Annotated in this window: 18 protein-coding genes; 10 read left to right on the top strand and 8 right to left on the bottom strand. The window is 70.1% G+C overall.

The genetic code is table 11. From position 1 onward, the window contains the following. The first annotated feature begins 3 nt into the window (after positions 1-3). Entirely contained in the window at positions 4-561 is a 558-nt protein-coding gene (locus QWU11_RS38205; protein WP_290119421.1) for a phosphopantetheine-binding protein, read from the top strand. Further along, positions 543-4,181 (top strand): ABC transporter ATP-binding protein, encoded by a 3,639-nt coding sequence (locus QWU11_RS38200; protein WP_290119420.1) that lies wholly within the window; start codon positions 543-545, stop codon positions 4,179-4,181. The genes QWU11_RS38205 and QWU11_RS38200 overlap by 19 nt, the downstream gene beginning before the upstream one ends. Here the strand turns inward: QWU11_RS38200 and QWU11_RS38195 are convergent. From QWU11_RS38195 to QWU11_RS38180, 4 genes are read right to left on the bottom strand one after another with little or no spacing between them, the layout of a single operon-like run. Beyond that, complete coding sequence (locus tag QWU11_RS38195; RefSeq protein WP_290119419.1) at positions 4,153-5,259, bottom strand: 2-oxo acid dehydrogenase subunit E2; 1,107 nt, start codon at positions 5,257-5,259, stop codon at positions 4,153-4,155. The genes QWU11_RS38200 and QWU11_RS38195 overlap by 29 nt on opposite strands. After that, complete coding sequence (locus tag QWU11_RS38190; protein WP_290119418.1) at positions 5,252-6,250, bottom strand: transketolase C-terminal domain-containing protein; 999 nt, start codon at positions 6,248-6,250, stop codon at positions 5,252-5,254. Before QWU11_RS38190 ends, QWU11_RS38195 begins: the two co-directional genes overlap by 8 nt. After that, positions 6,247-7,206, bottom strand: coding sequence for a thiamine pyrophosphate-dependent dehydrogenase E1 component subunit alpha (locus QWU11_RS38185; RefSeq protein WP_290119417.1), 960 nt, complete (start codon positions 7,204-7,206; stop codon positions 6,247-6,249). Before QWU11_RS38185 ends, QWU11_RS38190 begins: the two co-directional genes overlap by 4 nt. Positions 7,207-7,258: 52 nt before the next feature. Further along, positions 7,259-8,656, bottom strand: a complete 1,398-nt coding sequence (locus QWU11_RS38180; RefSeq protein ID WP_290119416.1) for a trehalose-6-phosphate synthase — start codon at positions 8,654-8,656, stop codon at positions 7,259-7,261. 170 nt (positions 8,657-8,826) lie between these two features. Here QWU11_RS38180 and QWU11_RS38175 point away from each other — a divergent pair, with 170 nt between their 5' ends. Further along, on the top strand, positions 8,827-10,626 hold the full coding sequence (locus tag QWU11_RS38175; RefSeq protein ID WP_290119415.1) for a thiamine pyrophosphate-binding protein: 1,800 nt from the start codon (positions 8,827-8,829) through the stop codon (positions 10,624-10,626). Here the strand turns inward: QWU11_RS38175 and QWU11_RS38170 are convergent. Then, on the bottom strand, positions 10,597-11,553 hold the full coding sequence (locus QWU11_RS38170) for a LysR family transcriptional regulator (RefSeq protein WP_290119414.1): 957 nt from the start codon (positions 11,551-11,553) through the stop codon (positions 10,597-10,599). The genes QWU11_RS38175 and QWU11_RS38170 overlap by 30 nt on opposite strands. A 168-nt stretch (positions 11,554-11,721) precedes the next feature. Here QWU11_RS38170 and QWU11_RS38165 point away from each other — a divergent pair, with 168 nt between their 5' ends. The 7 genes from QWU11_RS38165 to QWU11_RS38135 all read left to right on the top strand — a co-directional run bounded on the left by QWU11_RS38165 (position 11,722) and on the right by QWU11_RS38135 (position 19,548). Then, positions 11,722-13,134, top strand: coding sequence for a radical SAM protein (locus QWU11_RS38165; protein ID WP_290119413.1), 1,413 nt, complete (start codon positions 11,722-11,724; stop codon positions 13,132-13,134). Positions 13,135-13,952: 818 nt separating this feature from the next. Next, complete coding sequence (locus QWU11_RS38160) at positions 13,953-14,879, top strand: ThiF family adenylyltransferase (protein WP_290119412.1); 927 nt, start codon at positions 13,953-13,955, stop codon at positions 14,877-14,879. Position 14,880: 1 nt separating this feature from the next. Continuing rightward, on the top strand, positions 14,881-16,137 hold the full coding sequence (locus QWU11_RS38155; protein WP_290119411.1) for a hypothetical protein: 1,257 nt from the start codon (positions 14,881-14,883) through the stop codon (positions 16,135-16,137). A gap of 275 nt (positions 16,138-16,412) precedes the next feature. Then, a complete protein-coding gene (locus QWU11_RS38150; RefSeq protein ID WP_290119410.1) occupies positions 16,413-17,252 on the top strand; it encodes a hypothetical protein in 840 nt (279 codons plus the stop codon). 392 nt (positions 17,253-17,644) lie between these two features. Beyond that, positions 17,645-18,103, top strand: a complete 459-nt coding sequence (locus QWU11_RS38145; protein ID WP_290119409.1) for a hypothetical protein — start codon at positions 17,645-17,647, stop codon at positions 18,101-18,103. Positions 18,104-18,112: 9 nt separating this feature from the next. After that, positions 18,113-18,595 (top strand): poly-gamma-glutamate biosynthesis protein PgsC/CapC, encoded by a 483-nt coding sequence (locus QWU11_RS38140; RefSeq protein WP_290119408.1) that lies wholly within the window; start codon positions 18,113-18,115, stop codon positions 18,593-18,595. Further along, positions 18,592-19,548 (top strand): NlpC/P60 family protein, encoded by a 957-nt coding sequence (locus tag QWU11_RS38135; RefSeq protein ID WP_290119407.1) that lies wholly within the window; start codon positions 18,592-18,594, stop codon positions 19,546-19,548. The genes QWU11_RS38140 and QWU11_RS38135 overlap by 4 nt, the downstream gene beginning before the upstream one ends. Before the next feature lie 73 nt (positions 19,549-19,621). Here QWU11_RS38135 and galT read toward each other — a convergent pair whose 3' ends face one another. The 3 genes from galT to QWU11_RS38120 form a co-directional block, all read right to left on the bottom strand. Continuing rightward, positions 19,622-20,671 carry a galactose-1-phosphate uridylyltransferase gene (gene galT, locus QWU11_RS38130; RefSeq protein WP_290119406.1) on the bottom strand — a complete coding sequence of 350 codons (1,050 nt, stop codon included), beginning with the start codon at positions 20,669-20,671 and terminating at the stop codon, positions 19,622-19,624. A gap of 41 nt (positions 20,672-20,712) precedes the next feature. Further along, complete coding sequence (locus QWU11_RS38125) at positions 20,713-21,747, bottom strand: LacI family DNA-binding transcriptional regulator (protein ID WP_290119405.1); 1,035 nt, start codon at positions 21,745-21,747, stop codon at positions 20,713-20,715. Positions 21,748-21,761: 14 nt separating this feature from the next. Continuing rightward, the coding region (locus QWU11_RS38120) for a sugar ABC transporter permease (protein ID WP_290119404.1) at positions 21,762-22,740 on the bottom strand (979 nt) is incomplete at its 5' end.

Here is a 22,740-nt window from a genome sequence, read left to right as displayed (position 1 = left end):
GGCGTGAGCGACTCCCTCGAACGTGAGGAGACCGAGGCGGCGCTGGCCGCGCACCCCGGCGTCCGCGAGGCGGCGGTCGTCCTCCACCGGGACGAGATGGACGAGCAGGTGGTCGCCTATGTCGTCCCCGAAGCGTCCGCCGGCGATCTGAATCGGCTGTGCTGCCACATGGCGGCGGCGCGGCCGGGAGGCCGGCCGCCCGACGTGTACGTCACCGTCGACCGGATGCCGCACGCCGCCGACGGGACCGTCGACCGCGACGCCCTGCCGCACGCGACCCGCGGAGAGGACGAGGACTCGCCCGGACCCGCCGTGTGCGGAGGGATCGCGGCGACGATCGCCGACATCTGGCGGGAGGTCCTGCACGTCGACGCGGTACGCCTGCGCGACAACCTCTTCGACCTCGGCGGGCACTCGCTCGCCATCACGCGGATGGCGATCCGCGTCCGCGAGGAGCTGCGGGTCGAGGTGCCTCTCTCCGTCTTCTACGACACGCCGACCGTGCCCGCCATCACGGCCGCGATCGAGGAGTTCGCGCACTCGTGCCACGAGCCGGGATGACCCGCGGCGGGGCGCCGCTGCGCCGCGTGGGCCGGTACTGCCGCCGGCACCGGCGGCACCTGTACGTCGCGACCGGCGGCGCGCTGACGGCCGCGGCGATGTCGCTGCTCATCCCGCTGGTGCAACGCCGGATCATCGACGGGGCGATCCTGTCCCACCGGCACCCCATCGGCCCGTACGTGCTGGTGCTCGTCGGCGCCGCGCTGCTGACGTTCGCCGGGTCGTTCCTGCTCAACTACGTCAGCGGGCGCCTCGCCATGAACGTGCAGCACGACCTGCGCGTGGAGATGTTCGAGTCGCTCTCGCGCCTCGACGGCACCCGCCAGGACGAGCTGGACCGCGGGCAGGTCATCGCGCGGGCGATCTCCGACATCAGGAACATCATCGCGGCGCTGATCTGGATGCCGACGATGCTCGGGAACGTCGCCGTGTTCACCTTCTCATTAGTGATCATGGCCGTCCTGTCGCCCCTGCTCACGCTCGTCGCGGCCCTGACCGGCCCGCTGCTGCTCGTGATCGCGCTCGCGTCGCGGCGGCGCCTGTTCCCCGCCACCTGGCGGGCGCAGGAGCTGGCCGCCGACGTCGCCTCCGTCCTGGACGGCGCGGTCACCGGCGTACGGGTGGTCAAGGGGTTCGGCCAGGAGGAGCAGGAGCTCGACCGGTTCGAGCGGGCCAGCGAGCGGCTGTACGCCGCGCGGGTGCGCACCGTGAACCTGACCGCCCGCTACGATCCGGCCCTGCGCGCGGTCCCGCTCTTCGGCCAGATCGGCGTGCTCGCGCTCGGCGGGTGGCTCGCGATCCACGGCTCGATCAGCCTGGGCACCTTCCTGGCGTTCTCGCTGTACCTGCTGCAGATGGTCGCGCCGGTACGCTTCCTCGCCGGGCAGGTCACGCTCGTCCAGCAGGCGGCGGCCAGCGCGCTGCGCGTCTTCGAGGTGATCGACGCGCGCCCGGTCGTGGCCGACCGGCCCGGCGCCGTCACGCTGCCGGGCGGTCCCGCCGCCGTCGAGTTCGACGGCGTACGGTTCGGCTATGACCCCGCCCACCCGGTGCTCGACGGGCTGAGCCTGCGCGTGGCGCCCGGCGAGACCGTCGCGATCGTGGGCACCTCCGGGTCGGGCAAGTCCACGATCTCGATGCTGTTGCCGAGGTTCTACGACGTGCAGGCCGGCGCGGTCCGGGTGAACGGCCACGACGTCCGCGACCTGACGCGCGGCTCGCTGCGGGCCGCGATCGGGCCGGTCCTGGAGGACGCCTTCCTGTTCTCCGACACCGTGCGCGCCAACATCGCCTTCGGCCGGCCCGGCGCGTCCGACGCCGAGGTCGTCGCGGCGGCGAAGGCGGCCGAGGCCGACGGCTTCATCCGCCGCCTCCCCCAGGGCTATGACACGGTCGTCGCCGAGGAGGGCCTGACGCTGTCCGGCGGCCAGCGGCAGCGGGTCGCACTGGCCCGCGCGATCCTCGCCGACCCCCGGATCCTGCTGCTGGACGACGCGACGTCCGCCGTCGACCCCGGCGTCGAGGCGGTGATCAACGCCACCCTGCGGCGCGTGCTGGAGGGCCGTACGACGCTGCTCATCGCGCACCGGCGCTCGACGCTCCGGCTCGCGGACCGGATCGCCGTGCTCGACGAGGGCCGCGTCCTGGACACGGGCACCCATGAGGAGCTGTCCGCCCGGTGCGCGCTGTACCGGCGCCTGCTGTCCGGGCCCGGTGACGACGCGGAGGGCACCGGGACCGAGCCCGCCGTGGCGCGGGCCACCCCGGACCTGTGGGACGCGGAGGAGCGGCCGTCCGACACCCCTGAGACGCTGCCGCCGCGCGACCGGCCCGCGATCGACCGCGAGGCGGCGCGCACGCCCGAGCCCGGCTTCCGGCTCCGCCGGCTGTTGCCGCCGATCCTCGGCGCGCTCGCCGTCGCACTGGTCCTCGACATCCTCGATGTGGCGGCCGGGCTGACGCTGCCGATCCTGACCCGTGACGGCATCGACCGCGGGGTGCTGGCCTCGGGGTTCCAGAAACTGGCCGTCCTGTCGGCCGTCGGCGTCGCGATCGTCGCCGCCGACTGGGGCGTCAACGTCGCCGGCACGGCCATCGTGGGACGCAACGGAGAGCGGCTCGTCCACGTCCTGCGCGTGCGGGTGTTCGCCCACCTGCAGCGGCTCGGGCTGAACTACTACGAGAGCGAGTCGTCGGGCCGGATCTCGACCCTGATGACGATCTACATCGACGCGCTGTCGGTGTTCCTGCGCACCGGTCTGGTCGCCATGGTCAACTCGCTGCTGTCCTTCGCCGGGATCATGGTCGGCCTGCTCGTCATCGACTGGCGGCTGGGGCTGCTGGTGCTCACCGTCATGCCGGCGCTCGCGGTGGCCACGCTGCTGTACCGCGCCAAGTCCGGCCGCGCGTACCAGGACTCCGGGGAGAAGACCGGCGACGTCAACGCCGACCTGCAGGAGAACGTCGCGGGCCTGCGCGTCACGCAGGCGTACCGCCGCGAGGGCCAGCGGAAGGCGCGGTTCGCCCGCCGCAGCGACGCCTACCGCGTCTCGCGGATGCGCGCCCAGCTCTACAGCGCGCTCTACTTCCCGTTCGTGCAGCTGCTGTCGACGGTCTCGGGCGCGCTCGTCCTGCTCGTCGCCGCGGGCCAGGTACGCAGCGGCGCGATGTCGGCCGGCGCGCTGATCGCGTACCTGCTCTACATCGAGATGCTCTTCTGGCCCGTGCAGCAGCTGTCGGAGGTGCTGGACGCCTACCAGCAGGCCACCGTCGGGGTGCGCGAGGTCGGCGGCTTCCTGCGCGTCCCGGTGTCGCCGCCCCCGCCGGAACATCCGCTCGAGGTCGGGCGCCTGCGCGGCCGGATCGAGCTGCGCGGCGTCCGCTTCCGGTACGGGCCGGACCTGCCAGAATCGATCCGCGGCGTCGACCTGACGGTGGAGCCCGGTGAGACGGTGGCGCTCGTCGGCCGTACGGGTGCGGGCAAGTCCACGCTGGTCAAGCTCGTCGCGCGGTTCTACGACGTGACCGAGGGCGCCGTGCTCGTCGACGGTGTGGACGTGCGCTCCTACGACATCCCCGCCTACCGGCGGCGGCTCGGCATCGTGCCGCAGGAGTCCTACCTCGTTCCCGGCTCGGTGCGCGACACCATCGCGTACGGGCGGCCGGACGCCGACGACGCCGCCGTGGAGGCCGCGGCCCGCGCCGTCGGCGCGCACGAGATGATCGCGGGGCTGCCGGCCGGCTACCTGCACGCGGTCGGACCGCGCGGGCGGACGCTGTCGGCCGGCGAACGCCAGCTGCTGGCCCTCGCCCGCGCGCGCCTCGTCGACCCCGACATCCTGCTGCTCGACGAGGCGACGGCGGCACTCGACCTCGCCTCGGAGGCCGCCGTCACGCGTGCGACCGCGGAGCTGACCACGCGGCGTACGACGCTGGTCGTCGCGCACCGGCTCACCACCGCCGCACGGGCCGACCGTATCGTCGTGCTCGACGAGGGCCGCGTCGCCGAGGTCGGCACCCACGACGAACTGGCCGGCGCCGGAGGCGTGTACGCCGCGCTGTGGTCGGCCTACACCGACCAGGGCGGCCGGGTCAGCTCGGCGCCTCCAGGGACTCCTTGACCGCCTCCAGGAACGCCACCGCCTGGCCGCCGTTGACGAACCGGTGGTCGTAGGCGAGGCCGAGGTTGGCGACCGTACGCGCCGTGACCCGGCCGTCGTCGTCCAGGGCGACCTCGCTCTGCGCGCTCGCGAGCGCCAGGCAGCAGGTCTGGCCCGGGAAGACGAACGGGATCGCCAGCACGACGCCGGGGTTGTGGTGCAGCGCGACGCTGATGTTCCCGCCCGTGAGGTCCTGCTCGCGGAACGCGCCCTTCGCCGCGCTCGCACGGAACTCCCGCAGCGCCTCGACGATCTCCTCCAGGGTGCGGGTGGAGGCGTTCTTGATGACCGGGACGTACAGGCCGTCGCCCCGGTCGACGGTGACGCCGACGTGCGCGTCGTCCGGCAGCCGGGCCGAGCGGTCGTCGGCGGGCGCGGCGAAGAACAGCGGGAACCTCGCGTGGAGCGGCGCGACGGCGGCGATGAGGAACTCCGGCAGCCCCACCGGCTTGCGCAGCCGCCGGCCCAGTCGCGCGGCCGCCTCCTGCGCGGCGCCGACGTCGATCTTCATCACGGTGTAGGCGGCCGGGATCTCCCGGTGGGAACGGCCGACCATGCGCCCGACCGCCGCCTGTACCGCGGGCACCGTGTGGACGCCGGCCGGGCCGCCCCTCTCGCCCTGGTCACCGGTCTCCGCGAGGCGTTCGACGTCGGCGGCGCGTACGAGGGTGCGGTCCAGCTCGCGTACCCGTGCCGGGTCGACGCCCAGCTCCTCCATGCGCCTGCGCGCGGGCTCGGTGACGACCTGGTCGCTGTCCTGCCCGCCGCCGGGCCGCGCGACGGCGTGTTCCTCAGTACGCGGCGTGCCCGGCGGCACCACCCAGCCGATCACCGCGCCGGGCTCGCACAGGGCGCCCTCCTTCATGCCGTGCCAGAGCACGCCGCCCTCGTCGCAGCCGATCTCCTCGGCGGCCTTGGAGGTCTCCAGCGCGACGACCGCGGTGCCCGGCTCGATCGGCTCCTCGTCGCCGGCCAGCCACTCGGTGAGGGTGTACTCCTGGTCGTTGTTGTTCAGCTTGGGGACCCGGATCTCAGCCATCGAGTGCCTCCACCAGCGCGTCGAAGATCGTGTCGTCCTGGATGAGGACGTCCTTCTCCAGGTGCGCCGACGCGGGGATGACGCTGTCCTTGGAGTGGACGAGCAGCACCGGCCGGCGCAGGTCGTCCCACAGCTCCTGGTGGACGAGCTGGGAGATCTCACTCCCCCACGTGCCGCCCGCCGTGCTCTCCTCTGCCACGCAGACCAGGCCGGCCCCCTTGAGCAGCGGCAGCAGCGGCACGACGTCGAACGGGTAGAGCCGCGAGGGCACGAGCACCTCGCACGAGACTTCGCGCTCGACCAGCAGCCTGCGCGCCGCGCTCAGCGCCTGGTGCGCGACGCCTCCCGGCGCGATCACCACGCAGTCGGCGGACCCCATCTCGCCGGCGAAGGCCCGCGCCGTACCCGGTACGGGAAAGTCGTAGGAGAACAGGTCGTCCACCGTGCCGTCGGCGAACATCTGCCGGGTGTAGAGACGCTTGTCCTCGAAGAACATCGTCGGCTCGCCCCCGGCGAGGATCTCGCGCAGCAGCGGCCCGTTGTCGTGGAAGGGCGACATCTCGTGCAGCGTGAGCCCCGGGACGCCGACGAAGTGCTTCTGCAGGCTCTGGCTGTGCGTCGGGCCGTACGCGCGGCCCCCTCCCATCGGGCAGCGCACCAGCAGCGGCATCGGGACCCGCCGCCCGTACATCGACACCGACTTGCTCGCGAAGTTGACGATCTGGTCGAAGGCGAGGGCGACGAAGTCACCGAACATGATCTCGACGACGGCACCGTCGCCGGCCAGCGCGAGGCCGGCCGCGACGCCGACGATGCCGGCCTCGCTCAGCGGCGTCGGCATCACGCGGTCCGGGAAGCGCGTGGTGAGCCCCTTGGTGACATTGAACGCGCCGCCGTACGGGTCGGCGATGTCCTCGCCGAGCAGGTGCAGGCCCGGGTTGTCCGCGAGCAGATCGTGCAGCGCCCGGTTGAGGTTCTCCGAAACTCTCATTCGGGCCTCGCGGGCGGCAGGGCGGCGACCTCTTCGGCGATCACGTCGACGCGCGCCCGCACCTCGCCGTCCCAGCGTGCGAACTGGTCGGGGAACTCCCGCGCGTAGCGTCCGCACCAGTCACGTTCGCGTACGTGTTCGAGGGCGAGCGCCGGGCGCGTGTCGTCGCCCTTGCTGTGCGGGCCGACCCGCTCGGTCTCGAACTCGATCACCAGGGGCAGCAGCGAGTCGCGGACCCGGCGGATGAGCGGGTCGAGCTCCTCGCGGATCAGGTTGATGTCGGCGAACGCGATGTGGTGGTGCCAGACCTCGAACGCCCTGCAGCGGCCCGCGATCGTCCCGGCCATCTGGGTCTCGGTGGCGGTGGTCTGCGCGATGCCGTTGTTCTCCACCACGACGACCAGGGGCAGACGCCAGAGCCGTGCCATGTTGAGCGCCTCGTACGTCGACCCCTCACCCCACGTGCCGTCGCCCACGTAGGCACAGGCCAGGGAGCCGGGCGCCGACCGCTTCAGCGCGAGCGCGACCCCGGTCGCGACCGGCAGGCTCTGCCCCTGCACTCCCGTCGACAGGTAGCGGTCGCGGAGGATGTGCTGGCTGCCGCCGACACCGTCGCACACTCCGCCGCGGCGGCCCATGATCTCGGCGAGCAGGCCGTGGGGATCCTTGTAGCGGGCGAGGTAGTGGCCGTGCCCGCGATGGTTGCTGAAGACGAAGTCGCTCAGGTCGAGCAGGGGGCGCAGGGCGACCGGAATGTATTCCTGGCCGATACAGGTATGCGTCGTGCCGTTGATCCTGCCCTCTTCGAACAGGTCGAGGAGTTTGCGCTCGAAATGGCGGATGAACAGCGCGAGTCTCAGATCCTCGTCGGCCAGTCGCGTGAGTTCGTCGGTGGAGGCGTGGTCGGCGAGCTGTTCCGGTCCGGCGATCGCCGAGCGGCCACGGGAACGCTCCATGCTGACCCCAATGTGCTGATCCGATAATGGTTCTGATCTTTGGTGCCCATTGTCAGGCCGAAGAAACGGGAGCCAGCCGGCGGCGTATCCACGACTCCGGTGAGTCATCGAGCACCGCGTCACGCAGACCGGGGGCGCCGTCCTCGGCGAGCGCCGCCGCCAGCGCGCCGGCGGTCTGCCCGATGTCGAACGGGTGCACGGTGTGGGCCCACGCGCCGAGCTGCTCGTGCGCGCCGGTCGTCTCGCTGAGCACGAGGCGCGTACGCCCCTCTCCGGCGATCGCGGTCTCCTTGGCGACCAGGTTGAGGCCGTCGCTGGTGGAGTTGACGAGCGCGACGTCGGCCATGCCCAGCCCGGCCAGCGCACGGGCGTGCTCGCTCCCGCCGGCGACCAGCAGGTGGATCGGGCCGGGCCCGTACGGGTCCAGCCGCTCGTTGACGCGCCCGGCCTCCCGCCGGCACGCCGCCAGGTATCTGCGGTACTCCGGGAGGTGGGTCCGCGACCGGACGAGCAGCGCGACGAAGACGGTGTCGGGCGCGCCCCCGTCCAGGACCAGCCGCTCGAACGCCGCGAACCCGCGGATGACGTTCTTCCACAGGTCGACCCGGTCGGCGCGGACGATGACACGCCTCCCCGCGGCGAGCCGGGTCAGCCGGTCGCGCCAGCGCTCCGCCGCGTCGCCCGCCATGACCTGGCGCAGGTGCGGCACGTCGACCTGGGCCGGGGCGACGACGATCGGCGTCTCCCGGTCGCGCCAGCGGACCCGGCCGGGTTCGCACTCGGCGCCGGGCAGGAAGGCCTCGCAGCAGGCCACGAAGGCGTCCGCCCACATCCGCGCGTGGAAGCCGAGGGCGTCGAAGGCCAGCAGCCGCGACAGGACCTCGGTACGCGCCGCGCGCGGCAGCAGCGCGAAGTAGGCCGGCGCGCACCAGGGCACGTGGTGGAAGTACACCGTCGGCCCGGGAGGAGAGAACCCGATCTCGCGCAGCGCGTCGGCGACGAACATCAGGTGGTAGTCCTCGACGAACACCGGTCCCGCCACGGCCGTCTTCGCCACCTCACGCGCGTAGGCGCGGTTCACCTCCCGGTACGCCGCCCAGGCGCGGTCGAGCCGCGCGTCGAAGGTCGGGGTGTGGGCCTGGTCGACGAGGCCGTGGAAGAGGAAGCCGAGGCCGGTGACGCACGCCTCGTCGTAGAAGAGCCGGTGCGTCTCGGCGGGGATGTCGAGCAGCCGCGCGCCGACCCGGCCGTCGCCGGCCGGACGGCGTCCGCGGGCCACCTCACGGTCGAGGTCGGAGAGCGCGCACGCGAGCCACGCGAGCCTGTCGCCGCCGCGCAGCAGCCCCGAGACCGCGTTGACGAGCCCGCCGTTTCCCGGCCGCTCCTCGATCCGCCCGTCGACGTCCGCGTACGTGAAGGGGCCGCGATGGGAACAGACCAGACCGTCCATACCGCTATCCCATACCCGCATTTCGTACGAGCGTCAATCGCCCGAAAAGTGGGGTAAGGGACGCCGATATACACTGACCGGGGGGACGAACCGCACTTTGTGAGGGATGAGAAATGTCATCGTCTCAGCCGCATCGACGCAACGACGCAGTTCACAGCGGCATTTCCGGATTGGCGGAAGACACGGTCCTGACCGGTGCCGAGACCGTCGCGCTTCTCCTCGCCGAACACGACGCCGAGACCGTTTTCGCCTATGCCGGCACCTCCGAACTCGCGCTGTGCGACGCGGTCGAGGCGGCCGGCCGGCTCCGTCTCGTCAACGCCCGCGGCGACAAGGAGTGCGTCTTCATGGCGGCCGGCACGTCCCTGCCGCGCGCCAACCGCGGCGTGGCGATCGTGCACGGTGCCCGCGGCCTGACCAACGCGGCCGGCGCCCTCGCCGACGCCCACCGCAACGAGACCGGCACCCTCGTCATCGTGGGTCTCGCCTCCACCCGGTCGGCGCGCTTCCTGCCGCCCCACGCCGAGCCGGACCTCATCGCCTCGATGGGCACCTTCGCGCAGTGGTCCTGGGAGGCGCCGGCGATCCCCGGCGACGCTCCGGCCCGGGCTCGCGCGGCGGAGGAGTTCGTCCGCCGGTTCCGCGACGCGCTGGGCAGCTCGGCACGCCCGCCCACCCGGCCCTCGATCTTCGGCATCCCGCAGGACGTCGCCGAGACGCGCTGGATCCCGGCCGCGGAGCTCGCCCGGCCCTGGTGTCCTCCCGCGCCGCCGGTCGCGGCGGCCTCCGACCTCACGCGTGCCACGGAGCTGATGGCCGGCGCGGCCCGCCCGCTGTTCCTCCTCGACGACTTCGCCCTCGCCCACACTGACCTGCGGGAGGCCCTCGCGAGGCTGACCGATCTGCTCGGCGCGCCCGTCCTCCAGCTGCGCTACCGGCGCGGCCCGATGCTGTTCGAGCGCCTGCGCGTGGAGGAGGTCGGCAACTTCCTCGGCTGGTTCAACCCGTTCAGCGAGGCGCACCGCGCCCTGCTGTCCGACTGCGACCTGTTCGTCACCCTCGAGGACCGCAACATCTACCGGCGCGTGGTCGGCGTCGTCCCTCCCTGCCGGAAGGTCGCGATCACCAGCGACGGCGGGAAGGTGCGCAAGAACGAGTACCTCGGCGGCGGCGACATGCTCCTCGAAGGCGAGGTCGCCACGACGCTGCGTTCGCTCGCGGATGGGCTCGCCGGGCGTACCGGACGCTGGTTCGCCCCTCCCGGCGAGGCCGCGGCCCGCACGACACCCGAACCCGCGGACGAGGCCGTCGAGCGGCTGCGCACGGCGATCGTCGGCGCCATCGGCCAGACGCTGAGCGGCTGGGACGCGCCCGCTCTCGTCGACGACAGCCAGATGTTCGGCGGGCTGCTCGCCGAACGCTACGAGCTCCTGCCGCCGGGCCTGCGCGTGTACGGCGACCACGGCGGCTTCGTCGGCGGCGGGCTGGCGACGGCGATCGGCCTCGCGATCGGCGACCCCTCGCTGCGCGTGCTGTGCACGCTCGGCGACCAGGGGTTCACGAACGCCTTCCAGGGCCTGGTCTCGGCGGTCCAGGAACAGGCCCGGATCCTCGTCATCGTGTGCAACAACGGCCGCTCGGTCTCGCTGGAGAAGCAGGCGGCCGTGAGCGGCGGCGCCCGGCCGGGCGGACGCGACTATCTCGGCAACGTGCCGGGTTTCGGCTACCGGCGCGTGGCCGAGGCGATCGGCGCGGCGGCCTGGTCGGTGGAGATGCGCCCGGACGCGGTGGAGGATGGCGCCCACCTGCTGAAGAACGTGCTGGCCAAGGCCGAGTCGGCCGACGGCCCGGCGCTGATCGAGCTCGGCCTGCCCTCTGACCCGGCGATGTGGCGCGGCATCTGGCTGACCCAAGGCTTCGACGAGGCCACCGCTGACCGATCAGCGGGACCGCGCGTCGAAACCCGGTAAGGCGGTCTCGTGGGGGCCACCGCGGTCTTCGGGGCGGCCGGGCGTCCGGTCGACGAGGAAGTCGCGGAAGGCGGTCACCGCGGGTGACCGCACGTCCCGCGTCCAGGCGAGGCCGATCTCGCGTTCGGCACGTGGGTCGATCACACGGAGCTCGCGGACGTCGGTTCTCGGCAGCGGAGCCGGCGGTAGCAGCGCCAGGCCCAGACCCGCCGCGACCAGGCCGCGTACGGTCTCGGCCGTCTCGCCCTCGAAGGCCAGACGGGGTTCGAACCCCTCGCCCCGGCAGAGCCGTTCGGTGATCCGGCGCAGCCCGCTCCCGTCGGCGAACCCGACGAACTCACAACCTGCGGCCTCGGCGAGGCGTACCTCCGAGCGGGCGCCCAGCGGATGCGCGGCCGGCACGGTCAGCACGAGCTCCTCCCGGTAGATCCCGCGGATGGCGACGTCAGGGGCGTCGGGCGGCGGCGAGACCAGGCCGAGGTCGGCCTCGCCGAGCCGCAGCTTCTCCAGGACCAGGTCCGATCCGCCCTGCAGCAGCCGGAACCGCACCTGGGGGTGGACGGTCAGGAACGCCCGCAGCGCGAAGGGGACGAGGCGGGCGCCCAGCGTCGGAAGGAACGCGAGTGTGATCTCACCGCCGACCGACTCGTCGTCGACGAGCTGGGTGAGGCCGCCCTCCAGCTCGGACAGGGCACGCTCGGCGTACGCGAGGAGAGCGCGGCCGGGACCGGTGAGGCGGAGCTGGTGGGCGTTCCGATCGAACAGCGGGACGCCGAGATCGGACTCCAGCCGGGTCATCGCCCGGCTGAGGGTGGGCTGCGGTGTCCGCAACCGCGTAGCGGCGCGGGTGACGTGTTCCTCCCGGGCTACCGCCACGAACCGACACAACCGGGGACACAGGACCTGCAGCGCCGGGTGATCATACATAATCGCATCGTACAATATTCAATTTTGAATTACGCGTATGAATGAATTTTGACCGGGTAGCAGTGAGAGATGCTCGGGCCTGAAAGTAATCACCTGATCTATTTCTCGTGGCGGACGTTCTCTTCACTTTCGGTGATTCACATCCGCTAGAAGGGGCCGGAACATCTCATGACACCCACCCGCTCCCCCGACATCCTTGAGCTGCTGGCCAACGACCCTCAGCTGCGCGTCGATCGCGACGACTACAACTACAACGTCACCTACACGGCGGGAAGCGAGCTCGATCCCGGGCAGGCCGAGGCCAGCCTGCAGGGCTTCACCTGCGAGCAGGAGGCCCTGCACCTCTACTTCCACGTGCCGCTGTGCAGTTACATCTGCCATTACTGCAACTTCGTCAAGCGGCTGATTCCCGAAGGTGACGAGACCAACGCGCTGACGCAGTGGACCGATCTACTGATCGAGGAGTCGAACCGATACCTACGGCGATGTGAATGGCTTCGACAGGCGCGCGTCGAGTCGGTCTATCTCGGCGGCGGCACCGCCGCACTTCTCCTCAACGTCCCCGAGGCCGCGAACCGCCTGTTCGCCCATATCCGTGACAACTACCCGCTCAGCACCGACTGCGAGATCACGATGGAGGGCAACCCGGACAACTTCGGGGCGGACAACGTCCGGCTCGCCATGGACCTGGGCGCCAACCGCTTCAGCATGGGCGTCCAGTCGCTCCAGGACGAGGTGAACGAGTTCGCCAACCGCGGTCACTCCTCGGAGCTGACCGTCGCCGCCATCGGCAACCTCGGCGAGACGGGCCGCCCGTTCAACGTCGACATGATCTACGGCCAGCCGCGGCAGTCCGCCGAGTCGTTCAGCGCCGACATCGAGCGGCTCATCGACCTGGGCGTTCCGACCGTCACGATGTACCGCCTGCGCAACAACGACCGGCAGGCCCTCGCGATCGGGAACCGCGCGGTGTGGAACAACGAGAACGTCCGGCAGCGCCTCATCGCGGAGGGCGCCTTCCCCTCGCTCGAGGACACCTACCGGATGCGCATGGCCGGAGTCGACGTCCTGCTGGGCCGTGAGTACTGGCCGGCGCCCGCGTGCTGGTGGAGCGCGCCCGGCACGTACGACGAGGGCCTGCCGCACCTGTCCAAGAGCAAGTGGGAACGTTACGACTCGATGGTCGCCTTCGGCCCCGGCGCGTACGGGTGGGTCAACTCCGGCGACGAGCACGGACTCGTCCAGATCCACAACCTCGGCAACATCGGCCAGTACGCCAACCACATGAGCACCGAGGACTCGCTCCCGATCAGCTTCGGCCGGCGCATCACCGGTGTCCGCGCGGTCGCGGCGACGCTGGCGTTCAACTTCAAGGCCAACCAGCCGATGTCGCTCCAGCGCTACGCCGACCAGTTCGGCGTGAACCTGCTGAACGACGAACCGTTCGCGGGCGCCATTGAGGCGATGCTCGGGCACGGGTACGTGGAGCGCTCCGATGACGGCGCCGACCTGATCCCCACGCTGCTCGGCGAGGCGCTGCACGAGGAGATCATCTCTTGCTATTTGCACAGTCTGGAATGACGGCGAAGTCTCCCAATGGGGGTTCGCACCGGCCTCCACCACTCCCAGCTGCCCGGATGACATTTTTCAGCAAACACAGAAGCCGTAATGTATCATATATTTCCGCTCGGAAATATGGTGAATTAGTGGATATACCGTTCGCCCGAATGGCCTGGCCGACTGATTTCCGATTGATCGTTTCCAGCGACCTACCAGCAATGATTCGCCCACGCGAGAGGCCGGGGACAGATAATTCAATGTCGGCGACCTAAGGTCACAACGCTCCGTGACGGTGGTATTGCCAAGGGCTCCGGGGCCCGTCTACGATCACCCATGATCAGCCGAATCGAAGGCCTGCCGACGCCACGGTCAACTGCAATGACGCCGAAACGCCATGGACCGTCGGCCTAAAGGGAATGGATCAGGATGGACATCGAAATCCGCAAGCTGGACCAGATCGAGACGACAAGTTTCTGCGCTACCGAAATGTGACGTACAAGTAGGCAGATTACGGGTCGCGACGGCAATTGTCGCGGCCCGTGACTTCGAAAACCTCCGGACGCTCGATGTTCGACCACCAGGGCTTCTCATCGAGTCATCCGCTCGACAGATCTGGCGCGTAATCCTTGATGCAGACAGACGAGGACCGGGGCCGTTCGTTGCCCCACCACCCTCGAATAAAGCCCGAACACCAGCCGTACAGAACCACGGACGGCCGTATACGGCTGGGAAGCGGACTCTTCGGGATAGCCGCGGAGATCGCGGATCCCTCAGGCCGAATCTGGGAACTCCTTGAGGCCATGAACGGCTCTCGCACCATCCCGGAGATCGTCGAGGTGATGTCCTCGGGTGAGCGAACACAGGTCACGGCGCCGCAGATCACTGACGCGATCGAGTCCTTGTTCAACGCCGGACATCTCGAAGACGCGAGCAGCCTGGAACCTGAGACGCTCTCCCCGCGCGAACGGGAGCGCTACAGCCGCGGTCACGCCTACTTCCGGTGGGTGGACACGCTGCCCAGGGAGGGTTCCTGGGACGTGCAGTTGATGCTCCGTGACGCGCGCGTGGTGGTGGTCGGCGTCGGTGGCGCCGGAGGCGCGGCGGCGCAAGGTCTGGCCGCGAGCGGAGTGGGGCATCTGCACTGCGTCGACTCCGACGTCGTGGAGTTGTCGAACCTCAACCGGCAGGTTCTCTACGACGAGGACGACCTCGGCAAACCGAAGGTGGATGCCGCGGTCGCCCGATTGGGTCGGTTGAACTCCGATATCAAGATCACAGGCGAGCGACGCACCGTGCGCGGCCAGGCCGATCTGGAGGCTCTGGCGGAGGACTGCGACGTGCTCGTCCTGGCCGCCGACCGGCCGGAGAGTATTCGCACCTGGGCCAACCGTGCCTGTCTGGCCAAGAACGTTCCCTGGGTCGGCGGTGGATATCACGGCGCACTACTGACGGTGGGCGTCTTCAAACCGGGCGACGGCGCCTGCTGGGAGTGCCTGAACCTCGCAGAGGCGCGCCGACCGGAAATGTCGATCTTCAGACCGGAAGACGAGCCGTCCTTCGGTACGCAGAGACCTGGGCATCCGGTGACAGCGGCGTCGGCCGGGATGACGGGCCTCCTCATGACACACGCGGCCATCTCCCTTCTCACGGGGGCCCCGGTCCTGCCGGCCGGACGTGTCTACGGCATGAACCTCGTCGCGCTGACCGACCCCGTACTCGTTTCTCACCCTCGCCAGCCCGGCTGCCCCGCCTGCGGGACGACCTAGGATGACTCGGCCGGCGTCTCCTCTCGCCAAGGACGACTCGGCGATTCGCCTGCACTCCCTCCGCTTTCGCCAGGACGGGCAGGAGTGGATCGTCGGCCGGGCCGAGACCGGGACCTTCGTCGCCATCCCGCAGATGGGCATGCGGGTCATCGAGAAAATCCAGGACGGGCGACCGCTCGACGACATCCGGCGAGAACTCGAGTCACGCAGTGATCAGCCCGTCGACGTGGTCGCTTTCGTGAATCAGTTGATCGACCTCGGCTTCGTGGCTGCGGTGGACGATCGCGATGTCGCGCAGTCCCCTCTTCAGGAACCCTCCCTCCCCTGGCTACGACCGCGTCACGTCCGCTGGACCCTCAGCCCGGTCCCGGCCGCGCTGATGGCCACAGTGGTGATCGTCTCTCTCGGGGTGATCGCCTGGGATCCGGGCGTGTTTCCGAGTTATCGGGAGCTGTTCTGGACCGATCATCAAAGCCTGAATCTGCTCAGCCAGGCCCTTGTCATGTGGGCTCTTATTCTCGTCCATGAGATCGGCCACCTGGCCACGGCACGGGCCGCCGATGTTCCGGCGCGCATAAGACTGGGGACCCGGCTGCAGTTCCTCGTCGCCCAGACCGATGTCAGCGGAATCTGGACGGCGCCACGGAGACACCGGTTCACCGTCTACGGCGCGGGGATGGCGATCGATCTGACGATAGCGTCACTCGCCATTCTTGCCATCAAGACATTGCGGGTAATGGGTGTCGACGCCCCATCGGTTCTGCCGATCATCGTACTGATGGTCTCGTCGATGATCCCCCTGCAGTTTCTCGTCTTCATGCGAACGGACGTGTATTTCATACTCCAGGATCTGGCGAGATGCCGGAACCTCTACGCGGATGGATCCGCTTACGTTCGTGACGTCGCCCACCGCCTCACCCGGCGACGCGGCGAATCGGCGAGTCCCGCCATACTGCGACTTCCCAGACATGAGCGAGTAGCCGTTCGCTGCTATGCCGTACTGCTCGTCCTCGGCACGAGCGTTTGCATGCTTGTCGTCGGCGCCATTACCATCCCGACTTATGTCAGGTTGATCGCTGATTCGATTCATACCTTTCTTGTCACCGAATCCACAGGTGCGGCGGCGGAAGCGGTCGTGGTCGTTTCCATTATCCTGGGATTCCAGCTGACCTGGCTTTCCGCCTGGTGGCGCAGGCACGGTGAACGCCTCCGCCGATGGTTTCGACGGACCAGGACGCGGACCCGCATGACCGGGTAGCCGCTCCCAGCCATCGTGGGCGGAGCGGACGTTCCTGCCCGCGCTCACGCGACCGCTCCCCCGCGATGTCGGGTCCCGGACGGCGTACCGCCGCCACACCCTGCTGTACACCACGGGCACCGACGCCGGCCGGTGCGTTCGCGCGGCTCGGCGCGGGGCGGAAGTACCGCCCTCGCCGAATTAGGGCGCGGATTGCTCGTTTGGCGATGCCAGGAGATGGAAGATGCTCACTGTTGACAGATGCCGTCGGAACGTAGTGAGCAAGGACAGGTGCCATGCCTGACCGTTACTCCGAGTGGGACGCCTACCGGATGAAGCAGCGATCGGAGCCGGTTCCGCCGGACACGGCCGACGATCCCGTCGCCGAGTCCTACCCGCCCGCCATCATCTGGGCGTCCTCCATGTACGCGGAGGACGCGGGCACTGACGTGCGGCCTCCGCCGCCCGAGGCCCCTCCCTCGCAGGGAGCGTCTCGCCGTTCGATGATGCGGCCCGTCCTTCTCGGCATCGCCAGTGTGACCGTACTGGCGGCGCTGATCGCGGCTCCCGTGGTGACGCACCTGACCGGACGGGGCAGCCGCAAGCCGTCAGGGGCCGGCACGCACCCGGCCGCGCCTCCCCTCCCCCCGAGCACCACCGGGCCGGGCTGTGGAGGTGGCGCCTACAAGCGTGTCGGTTTCTACAAGGACGGCAAGGCGGGGTGGCTGAGCGGTTCGGGCGGCTTCTCGGGAGCGGGGTGCGACGGGAAGTTCGACGCGCTTCCGATGTCCGGCGACGCGAAGAAGGCCGACCCGAAGCTGTACGCCCAATGGGCGTTCGATCCCAAGTCGGGACGTCAGTGCACGGTGGCCATCTTCATTCCGAACGACGGCGACGAGGTGTTCGTCGGCGGGAGCCCCGCCCTCTACACGGTCCGGCGGAAGAAAGACGACGCGAAGCTCCTCTCCTTCGGTATCGACCAGCCTCGGTCCCGGGGACGATGGGTCAGCAGCGCGGCCTTCACGGCCGACGGCCCCTTCTACGTCCGCCTGGCGAACACCGGGAAGGACTGGACGGACACGAAGAAGACCTTCACTCACGTCGCCGCGGCCCAGGCCCGCGCAGTCTGCGGCTGACCTGCCCTGAGGGGAGCCGGTCCGCGGCCGGGTGAACCTTTTTGATCTTCGGCCCCGTGTCACAAGTGATGCTGGTGTGTCTGGCTGGTTCGTGCCTCTTGTACAACGGCAGACGACAATCGTGTTGACCGTATCCCTGGAGGACATCGCTCGCTCGTTGTCATGTTCCATGCCGGACGGCGGCGTCTGCTTCACCACGGAACGCGCATACTTCGACGTCCTCGCCGACGAGGCCCGGAAGCGGAACTGCACGCTCGTCCCGGTGAACCCGGACGACGTCACCGACGCCGAGATGGCGGGATTCGGCTGGGTGACCTTCAAGGAGAACGTCGCCCTGGCCCTGGCGGTCGCGGCCCACGCCGGAATCCCCCGCCAGCAGGCCCTGCGGGGGGATGTACGCCGCGCCGCCGGACCCCGGAGTCCTGCGCGTGGAACGCCGGTGGTTCGGCGCGACGGGGTTGCAGGCCGTGAACCTGTTCGCCGCCAACGATCCGACCTCGACGCTGATGAACATCGAACTGTTGAACCTGGCCGGCCGTGACGTTCACCTGGTCATCAACTGCCGGCCGGACCGCATGGAGCGCAATGCCCAGATGGGCGCGATCCTCGCCCGGATCGACCCCTCGATGGTCTACCTGATCGGAACGCCGACACGGTCGGCGCGGCGCGCGATCGCCGCTCCCATCGTTCCCTCGTGGTCGATCTGGGCGGTGACACCCACACCGGGCAGAGCCTGCTGGAGGGCATCGGCCGGCGGCTCCGCCCCCGCCACGACCCTGCTCATGATCGGCAACATCCATGGCCAAGGGGAGCATCTTCTCGCGGCCCTGGGCATGGATCCCGCGTGCTAGGAGACAGCGTTGCACCTTCTCCCCGTGGTCGGACTCGACGTCGGCCCCACCCTGTCCGCGGTGATTCTCAGCATCGGGCTGCTGGGCTCCCTGATCTGCTACCTGACCACCAACCTGTCCCCGGGCGGGCTGGTCGTCCCCGGATGGCTCGCGCTCACCGTCACCGAACGGCCCCAGACCCTCCCGATCGGGATCGGCGCCACGGTGTGCATGTACGGGATCATGAAGCTGGTGAGTCAGTACACCATCCTGTACGGCAAGCGCCTCTTCGCGGCGACCGTCCTGGTCGGTGTCCTGGTCGAGGTCGACGCGTTCCTGACCCTCGCGGGTAAGTACCCGAGCCTGTTCCCCCACGACACTCTCGGCCTGATCGTGCCGGGCCTGATCGCCTACCAGGTGAGAAGTCAGCGGGCACTGCCGACCATCGTGTCCCTGATCTCGGTCGCCGCGGCGTCCTGCGTCCTGCTCACCGTGGGGGTGGCCCTGACATGAGGAAGCCGGTCATCCTCCTCTCGGCCATCGCCGGGCCGGCGATCATAGCGCTGGTGCCGGTGATGAGCCGTTCGATCGTCGACGCCAGGGCGCACGACAAGATCAGTAAGTCCGCGCGGCCGCTCCTGCCCGGTTACCGGTACATCCGCTCGGCCCATCCGGACCGTACGGCGGTCTATGACCGTCATGACCATCTGGTGGCCCAGCTGACCGAGGGCTCCTCCACGGTCGTCTTCCACGGTCGGACCCGGACGTTCACCGATCCCGACACCACCTCCGCCGCGGTGCGCACCGACGCCTGGGTGCGCTTCGCGCCCAGCCCGTGGAGGTTCGGTCAGCAGCAGCAGGCGTGGTTCCGCACCTGGTTCGGGGCCAAGCTAGGCGGCCGGTCGCCGGATCTGTTCGCCGACGCCGTCCGCTATCTGTCGGGCCGACCGCTCGACGCGGGGTTCGGGCCACCGGCCGAGGACTCGGTACATCGCGTACGGGGCGCGGACTGGAACGACTACCTCGGAGTCGTCTGGGCCGGCCGGCAGCCGCGTACGACGCTGAGCCGCGACGTCGACTGCTCGGGCTACATCCGGCTCCTCTTCGGCCATGACATGGGCGTACGTCTGTTCCGCGACCGGGACCCGCACACTGACGGGCTGGGCCGCCTGTCACGTGCGATGGCCGCCGCCGCGCCCGGCATCGAGATCGCGGACAGCCGCCCGCGCCAGCTGACCGACCTGGGGCTCCTGCAACCCGGCGACCTGGTCTTCTTCGCCCTGCACGACGACACGAGGATCTCCCACATGGGATTCTTCCTCGGCGTCGAAGAGCAGGGACACGACCGATTCGTCTCCTCCCGAATGCGAGCGAACGGACCGACCTTCGGCGACATCGGCGGCGCGGGAATCCTGGACGGCCACGGCTACTACGCACGTCACCTGCGCATCATCCGCCGCCTCTGAGGAGGAGCCGTGCACAAGCACCTCATGGCCGCCGGCCCGCGGTACGCACACCGGCTCTGACACGGGTGCGGGATCAGATCGCGCGGAGGCGGGCGGCGGCGGCGCCGGGGAGCACGTCGTTGATGTACGCGCCGCCGCCGGTCTCGCTCGTGGCGAGGAACTTCAGCTTGTCGGCGGTGCGCTGCGGCGTGTAGATCCGGGCGCACAGGTGCGCCGCGTCGCGCTTCGTACGTGCCGGGGCCTGGTACCAGCAGGCCATGTACGGCGTCGGGTGCTCGTAGAGGGCGTCGAAGCGGCGCAGCACGTCGGCGTACAGACGCATGAGCTCGTCGCGCTGCGCGGCGTCGAGGGCCGGCAGGTCGGGGACGCAGAAACGGGGGGCGACGTAGACCTCGTACGGCCAGCGGGCGGCCTCGGGCACGTACGCGAGGAAGCCGTCGGTCTCGGCCACGACGCGCGGCCCGGCGGCCTCGCGGGCGACCACGTCGCACATCAGGCACCGGCCGTGCGCCTCACGGAACCGCTCCGCGGCGGCGAGCATCCGGCGCGGAGTGGGCGGAACGTACGGGAAGGCGTAGATCTGGCCGTGCGGGTGCGGCAGGGTCGCGCCGATCGCCGCGCCGCGGTTCTCGAAAAGGAAGACGTACTCCACGTCAGGACGCCTCCCGAGCTCCGCCGTGCGATCGGCCCAGGCGCGCCCGACGGTGGCCAGCCGCTCCGGCGGCAGGGTCGCGAAGGACCCGTCGTGGTGGCTGGTGAAGCACAGCACCTCGCAGCGGCCGCCCGCCGGGCCGCCGAGCGAGGGAAAACGGTTCTCGAACGACACCACGTGGTAGTCGGCGGCCGGGATCTCGCTGAGATGGCCGCTGTGGGAGCCGCACAGCGGGCACTCGCCGGGCGCCGGCTGGTAGGTGCGGTTCTGCCGGTGGGCGGCGACGAGGACCTCCTCGTCGTGCAGCACGTCGTAGGTCAGCTCCGCGGCGGGCGCGTACGCGGGCAGTTCCCGCAGGTCGGGCACGGAACGGTCCTGGCCGGGCGCGTCGTCGAAGTAGATGAGCTCTCGTCCGTCCGCGAGCCGCACGGACGTGCGAGCGGTGGACACGGTGACGGCATGGGCCGACATGGTCGTCCTTTCACTGGTGCGGAGCGCGGGAGAGGACGGGGTTACGCGGGTGCCCGTCCGGCACTGTTCCGGCTGACCAGCTCGGTAGAAATGATGATCTTGTTGTCGCTGCGGTGACCGCTCTCGATCTGCTCGAGCAGCAGGTTCACGCTGGACCGTCCGACCGCGGTGAAGTCCTGGCGGATCGTGGTGAGCGGCGGGATGAAGTACGCGGCCTCGGGGATGTCGTCGAAGCCGACCACGCTGACGTCCTCCGGCACCCTGCGGCCCGCCTCGTGCAGGGCGCGCAGCAGGCCCAGGGCGTTCTGGTCGTTGGCCGCGAACACCGCCGTGACCTCCGGGTCGTCCGCCAGCGCCAGGCCCCGTTCGTACCCCGACCCGGCGCTCCAGTCGCCGGCGATGGTCGGCGGAACCGGCGCTCCGGCCTCGGTCAGCGCGTCGTGCCAGCCGCGGTGGCGCTCGCGCGCCTCCAGCCACGACGTCGGGCCGGGCAGGTGGTGCACGGTCCGGTGGCCGAGGTCGAGGAGGTAGCGGGTGGCCGCCTTCGGCCCGGTGTACTGATCCACCCCGACGGCCGGGACGATCGTCTCGCTCTCCATGACCACGACGGGCAGGTCCCGCGGCAGGTGCTTGATGGTCTGGGTCAGCGGGGCATGGCCGGGGATCACGATGAGCCCGTCGACGCCCTGGCCCCGCAGCCGCTCGGTCGCCTCGGCGATCGAACGCTCGCTGGCCGACTGCAGCGTGATGACGCTGGTGAAGTAGTCGGCCTCGCGCGCGCAGCGCTCGATCTCACTGATCATCGACGCGGGCCCGAACTGGGTCGCGTCGAAGCTGACCACGCCGAGCGTGCGCGACCGGCCGGTGGCCAGGGCACGGGCGAAGGCGTTGGGCCGGAAGTCCAGCTGGGCGGCGGCCGCCAGGACCTTGGCCCGGGTCTCCGTGCTCACCCTCGGGTGATCCTTGAAGACCCGGGACACGGTCTGGTGCGACACCCCGGCGAGCTTTGCCACGTCCCGGAGACCGGGGCGCGCCGCGTGTCGCGCGTCGCCCCGGTCCTCGGGCTCTGTGGTCATGGAATCGATCTTAATTATCGGGAGGTGCCGGCCCGGCGCTTTGCCCAAACGTCGAACGCGACGGCGGCGAGCAGCACCAGACCCTTGATCAACATGACCCGCTCGCTGGGCGCGCCCAGCAGGGACATGCCGTTGTTGATCACGGCCATGATGAGACCGCCGGTGATGGCGCCGACGACCTTGCCGACACCGCCCTGCACCGCCGCGCCGCCGATGAACGCCGCCGCGATCGAGTCGAGCTCGAAGTTGGTGCCGGCGGTCGGCCCGGCCTGGTTGAGCCGCCCGGCGAAGATGACGCCGGCGATGGCGGCCAGTACGCCCATGTTGACGAACAGCAGGAAGACCACGGACTTGGTCTTGATGCCCGACAGCCGGGCGGCCTGGAGGTTGCCGCCGAGGGCGTACATGTGCCGGCCGAAGACCGCGCGGGTGGTGATCAGCGTGTACGCCAGGACCAGGACGGTCAGCAGGATGAGCACCACGGGCAGGTTCTTGAACCGCGAGAGCTGCACGACGATGAACATCACGACGAACCCGGCCAGTGCCATCCGCACGACGAAGACCGGCAGCGGGCCGACGTTCTGGCCGTACCCCGCGCGGGCCTGGCGGGCCCGCCACTGGGTGAACACGATGCCCGCGACGCCGATCACGCCGACGAGCAGAGTGAACGTGTCCCCGCCGCCGAGCGGGCCCAGGCCGATATTGCCGAAGTAGCCGGGCAGGAAGCCGTTGGCGAGCGTGCGAACCTGGTCGGGGAACGGACCGATGCCCTGGTTGCCCAGCACGGTCAGGGTCAGGGCCCGGAATATGAGCATGCCGGCCAGCGTGACGATGAACGCCGGGATCTCGAAGTAGGCGATCCAGTAGCCCTGCCATGCACCGATCAGCGCGCCCGCGAGCAGGGTCAGCACCACCGCGAGCGGCCAGGGCACGTGGTGGGGGCGCCGCGGCACGGCGGAGAGCGGGGGGGCGGCGTGGGGGGGCGGGGTGGAG

This window comes from Actinomadura sp. DC4, from assembly GCF_030406325.1.
Taxonomy (GTDB): Bacteria; Actinomycetota; Actinomycetes; order Streptosporangiales; family Streptosporangiaceae; genus Actinoallomurus.
The sequence above is the reverse complement of the archived record's forward strand: the minus strand, read 5'-3'. Positions and strand labels throughout refer to the sequence as shown.

What these genes read in the sequence shown, in the direction of transcription:
- QWU11_RS38170 (WP_290119414.1), bottom strand. Translation starts at nt 11,553, where the DNA reads ATGTATGATCACCCGGCGCTGCAGGTCCTGTGTCCCCGGTTGTGTCGG.
- QWU11_RS38135 (WP_290119407.1), top strand. Translation starts at nt 18,592, where the DNA reads ATGAGGAAGCCGGTCATCCTCCTCTCGGCCATCGCCGGGCCGGCGATC.
- QWU11_RS38145 (WP_290119409.1), top strand. Translation starts at nt 17,645, where the DNA reads ATGTACGCCGCGCCGCCGGACCCCGGAGTCCTGCGCGTGGAACGCCGG.
- QWU11_RS38185 (WP_290119417.1), bottom strand. Translation starts at nt 7,206, where the DNA reads ATGGAGCGTTCCCGTGGCCGCTCGGCGATCGCCGGACCGGAACAGCTC.
- QWU11_RS38160 (WP_290119412.1), top strand. Translation starts at nt 13,953, where the DNA reads ATGTCCTCGGGTGAGCGAACACAGGTCACGGCGCCGCAGATCACTGAC.
- galT (WP_290119406.1), bottom strand. Translation starts at nt 20,671, where the DNA reads ATGTCGGCCCATGCCGTCACCGTGTCCACCGCTCGCACGTCCGTGCGG.
- QWU11_RS38125 (WP_290119405.1), bottom strand. Translation starts at nt 21,747, where the DNA reads ATGACCACAGAGCCCGAGGACCGGGGCGACGCGCGACACGCGGCGCGC.
- QWU11_RS38190 (WP_290119418.1), bottom strand. Translation starts at nt 6,250, where the DNA reads ATGAGAGTTTCGGAGAACCTCAACCGGGCGCTGCACGATCTGCTCGCG.
- QWU11_RS38150 (WP_290119410.1), top strand. Translation starts at nt 16,413, where the DNA reads ATGCCTGACCGTTACTCCGAGTGGGACGCCTACCGGATGAAGCAGCGA.
- QWU11_RS38165 (WP_290119413.1), top strand. Translation starts at nt 11,722, where the DNA reads ATGACACCCACCCGCTCCCCCGACATCCTTGAGCTGCTGGCCAACGAC.
- QWU11_RS38155 (WP_290119411.1), top strand. Translation starts at nt 14,881, where the DNA reads ATGACTCGGCCGGCGTCTCCTCTCGCCAAGGACGACTCGGCGATTCGC.
- QWU11_RS38180 (WP_290119416.1), bottom strand. Translation starts at nt 8,656, where the DNA reads ATGGACGGTCTGGTCTGTTCCCATCGCGGCCCCTTCACGTACGCGGAC.
- QWU11_RS38195 (WP_290119419.1), bottom strand. Translation starts at nt 5,259, where the DNA reads ATGGCTGAGATCCGGGTCCCCAAGCTGAACAACAACGACCAGGAGTAC.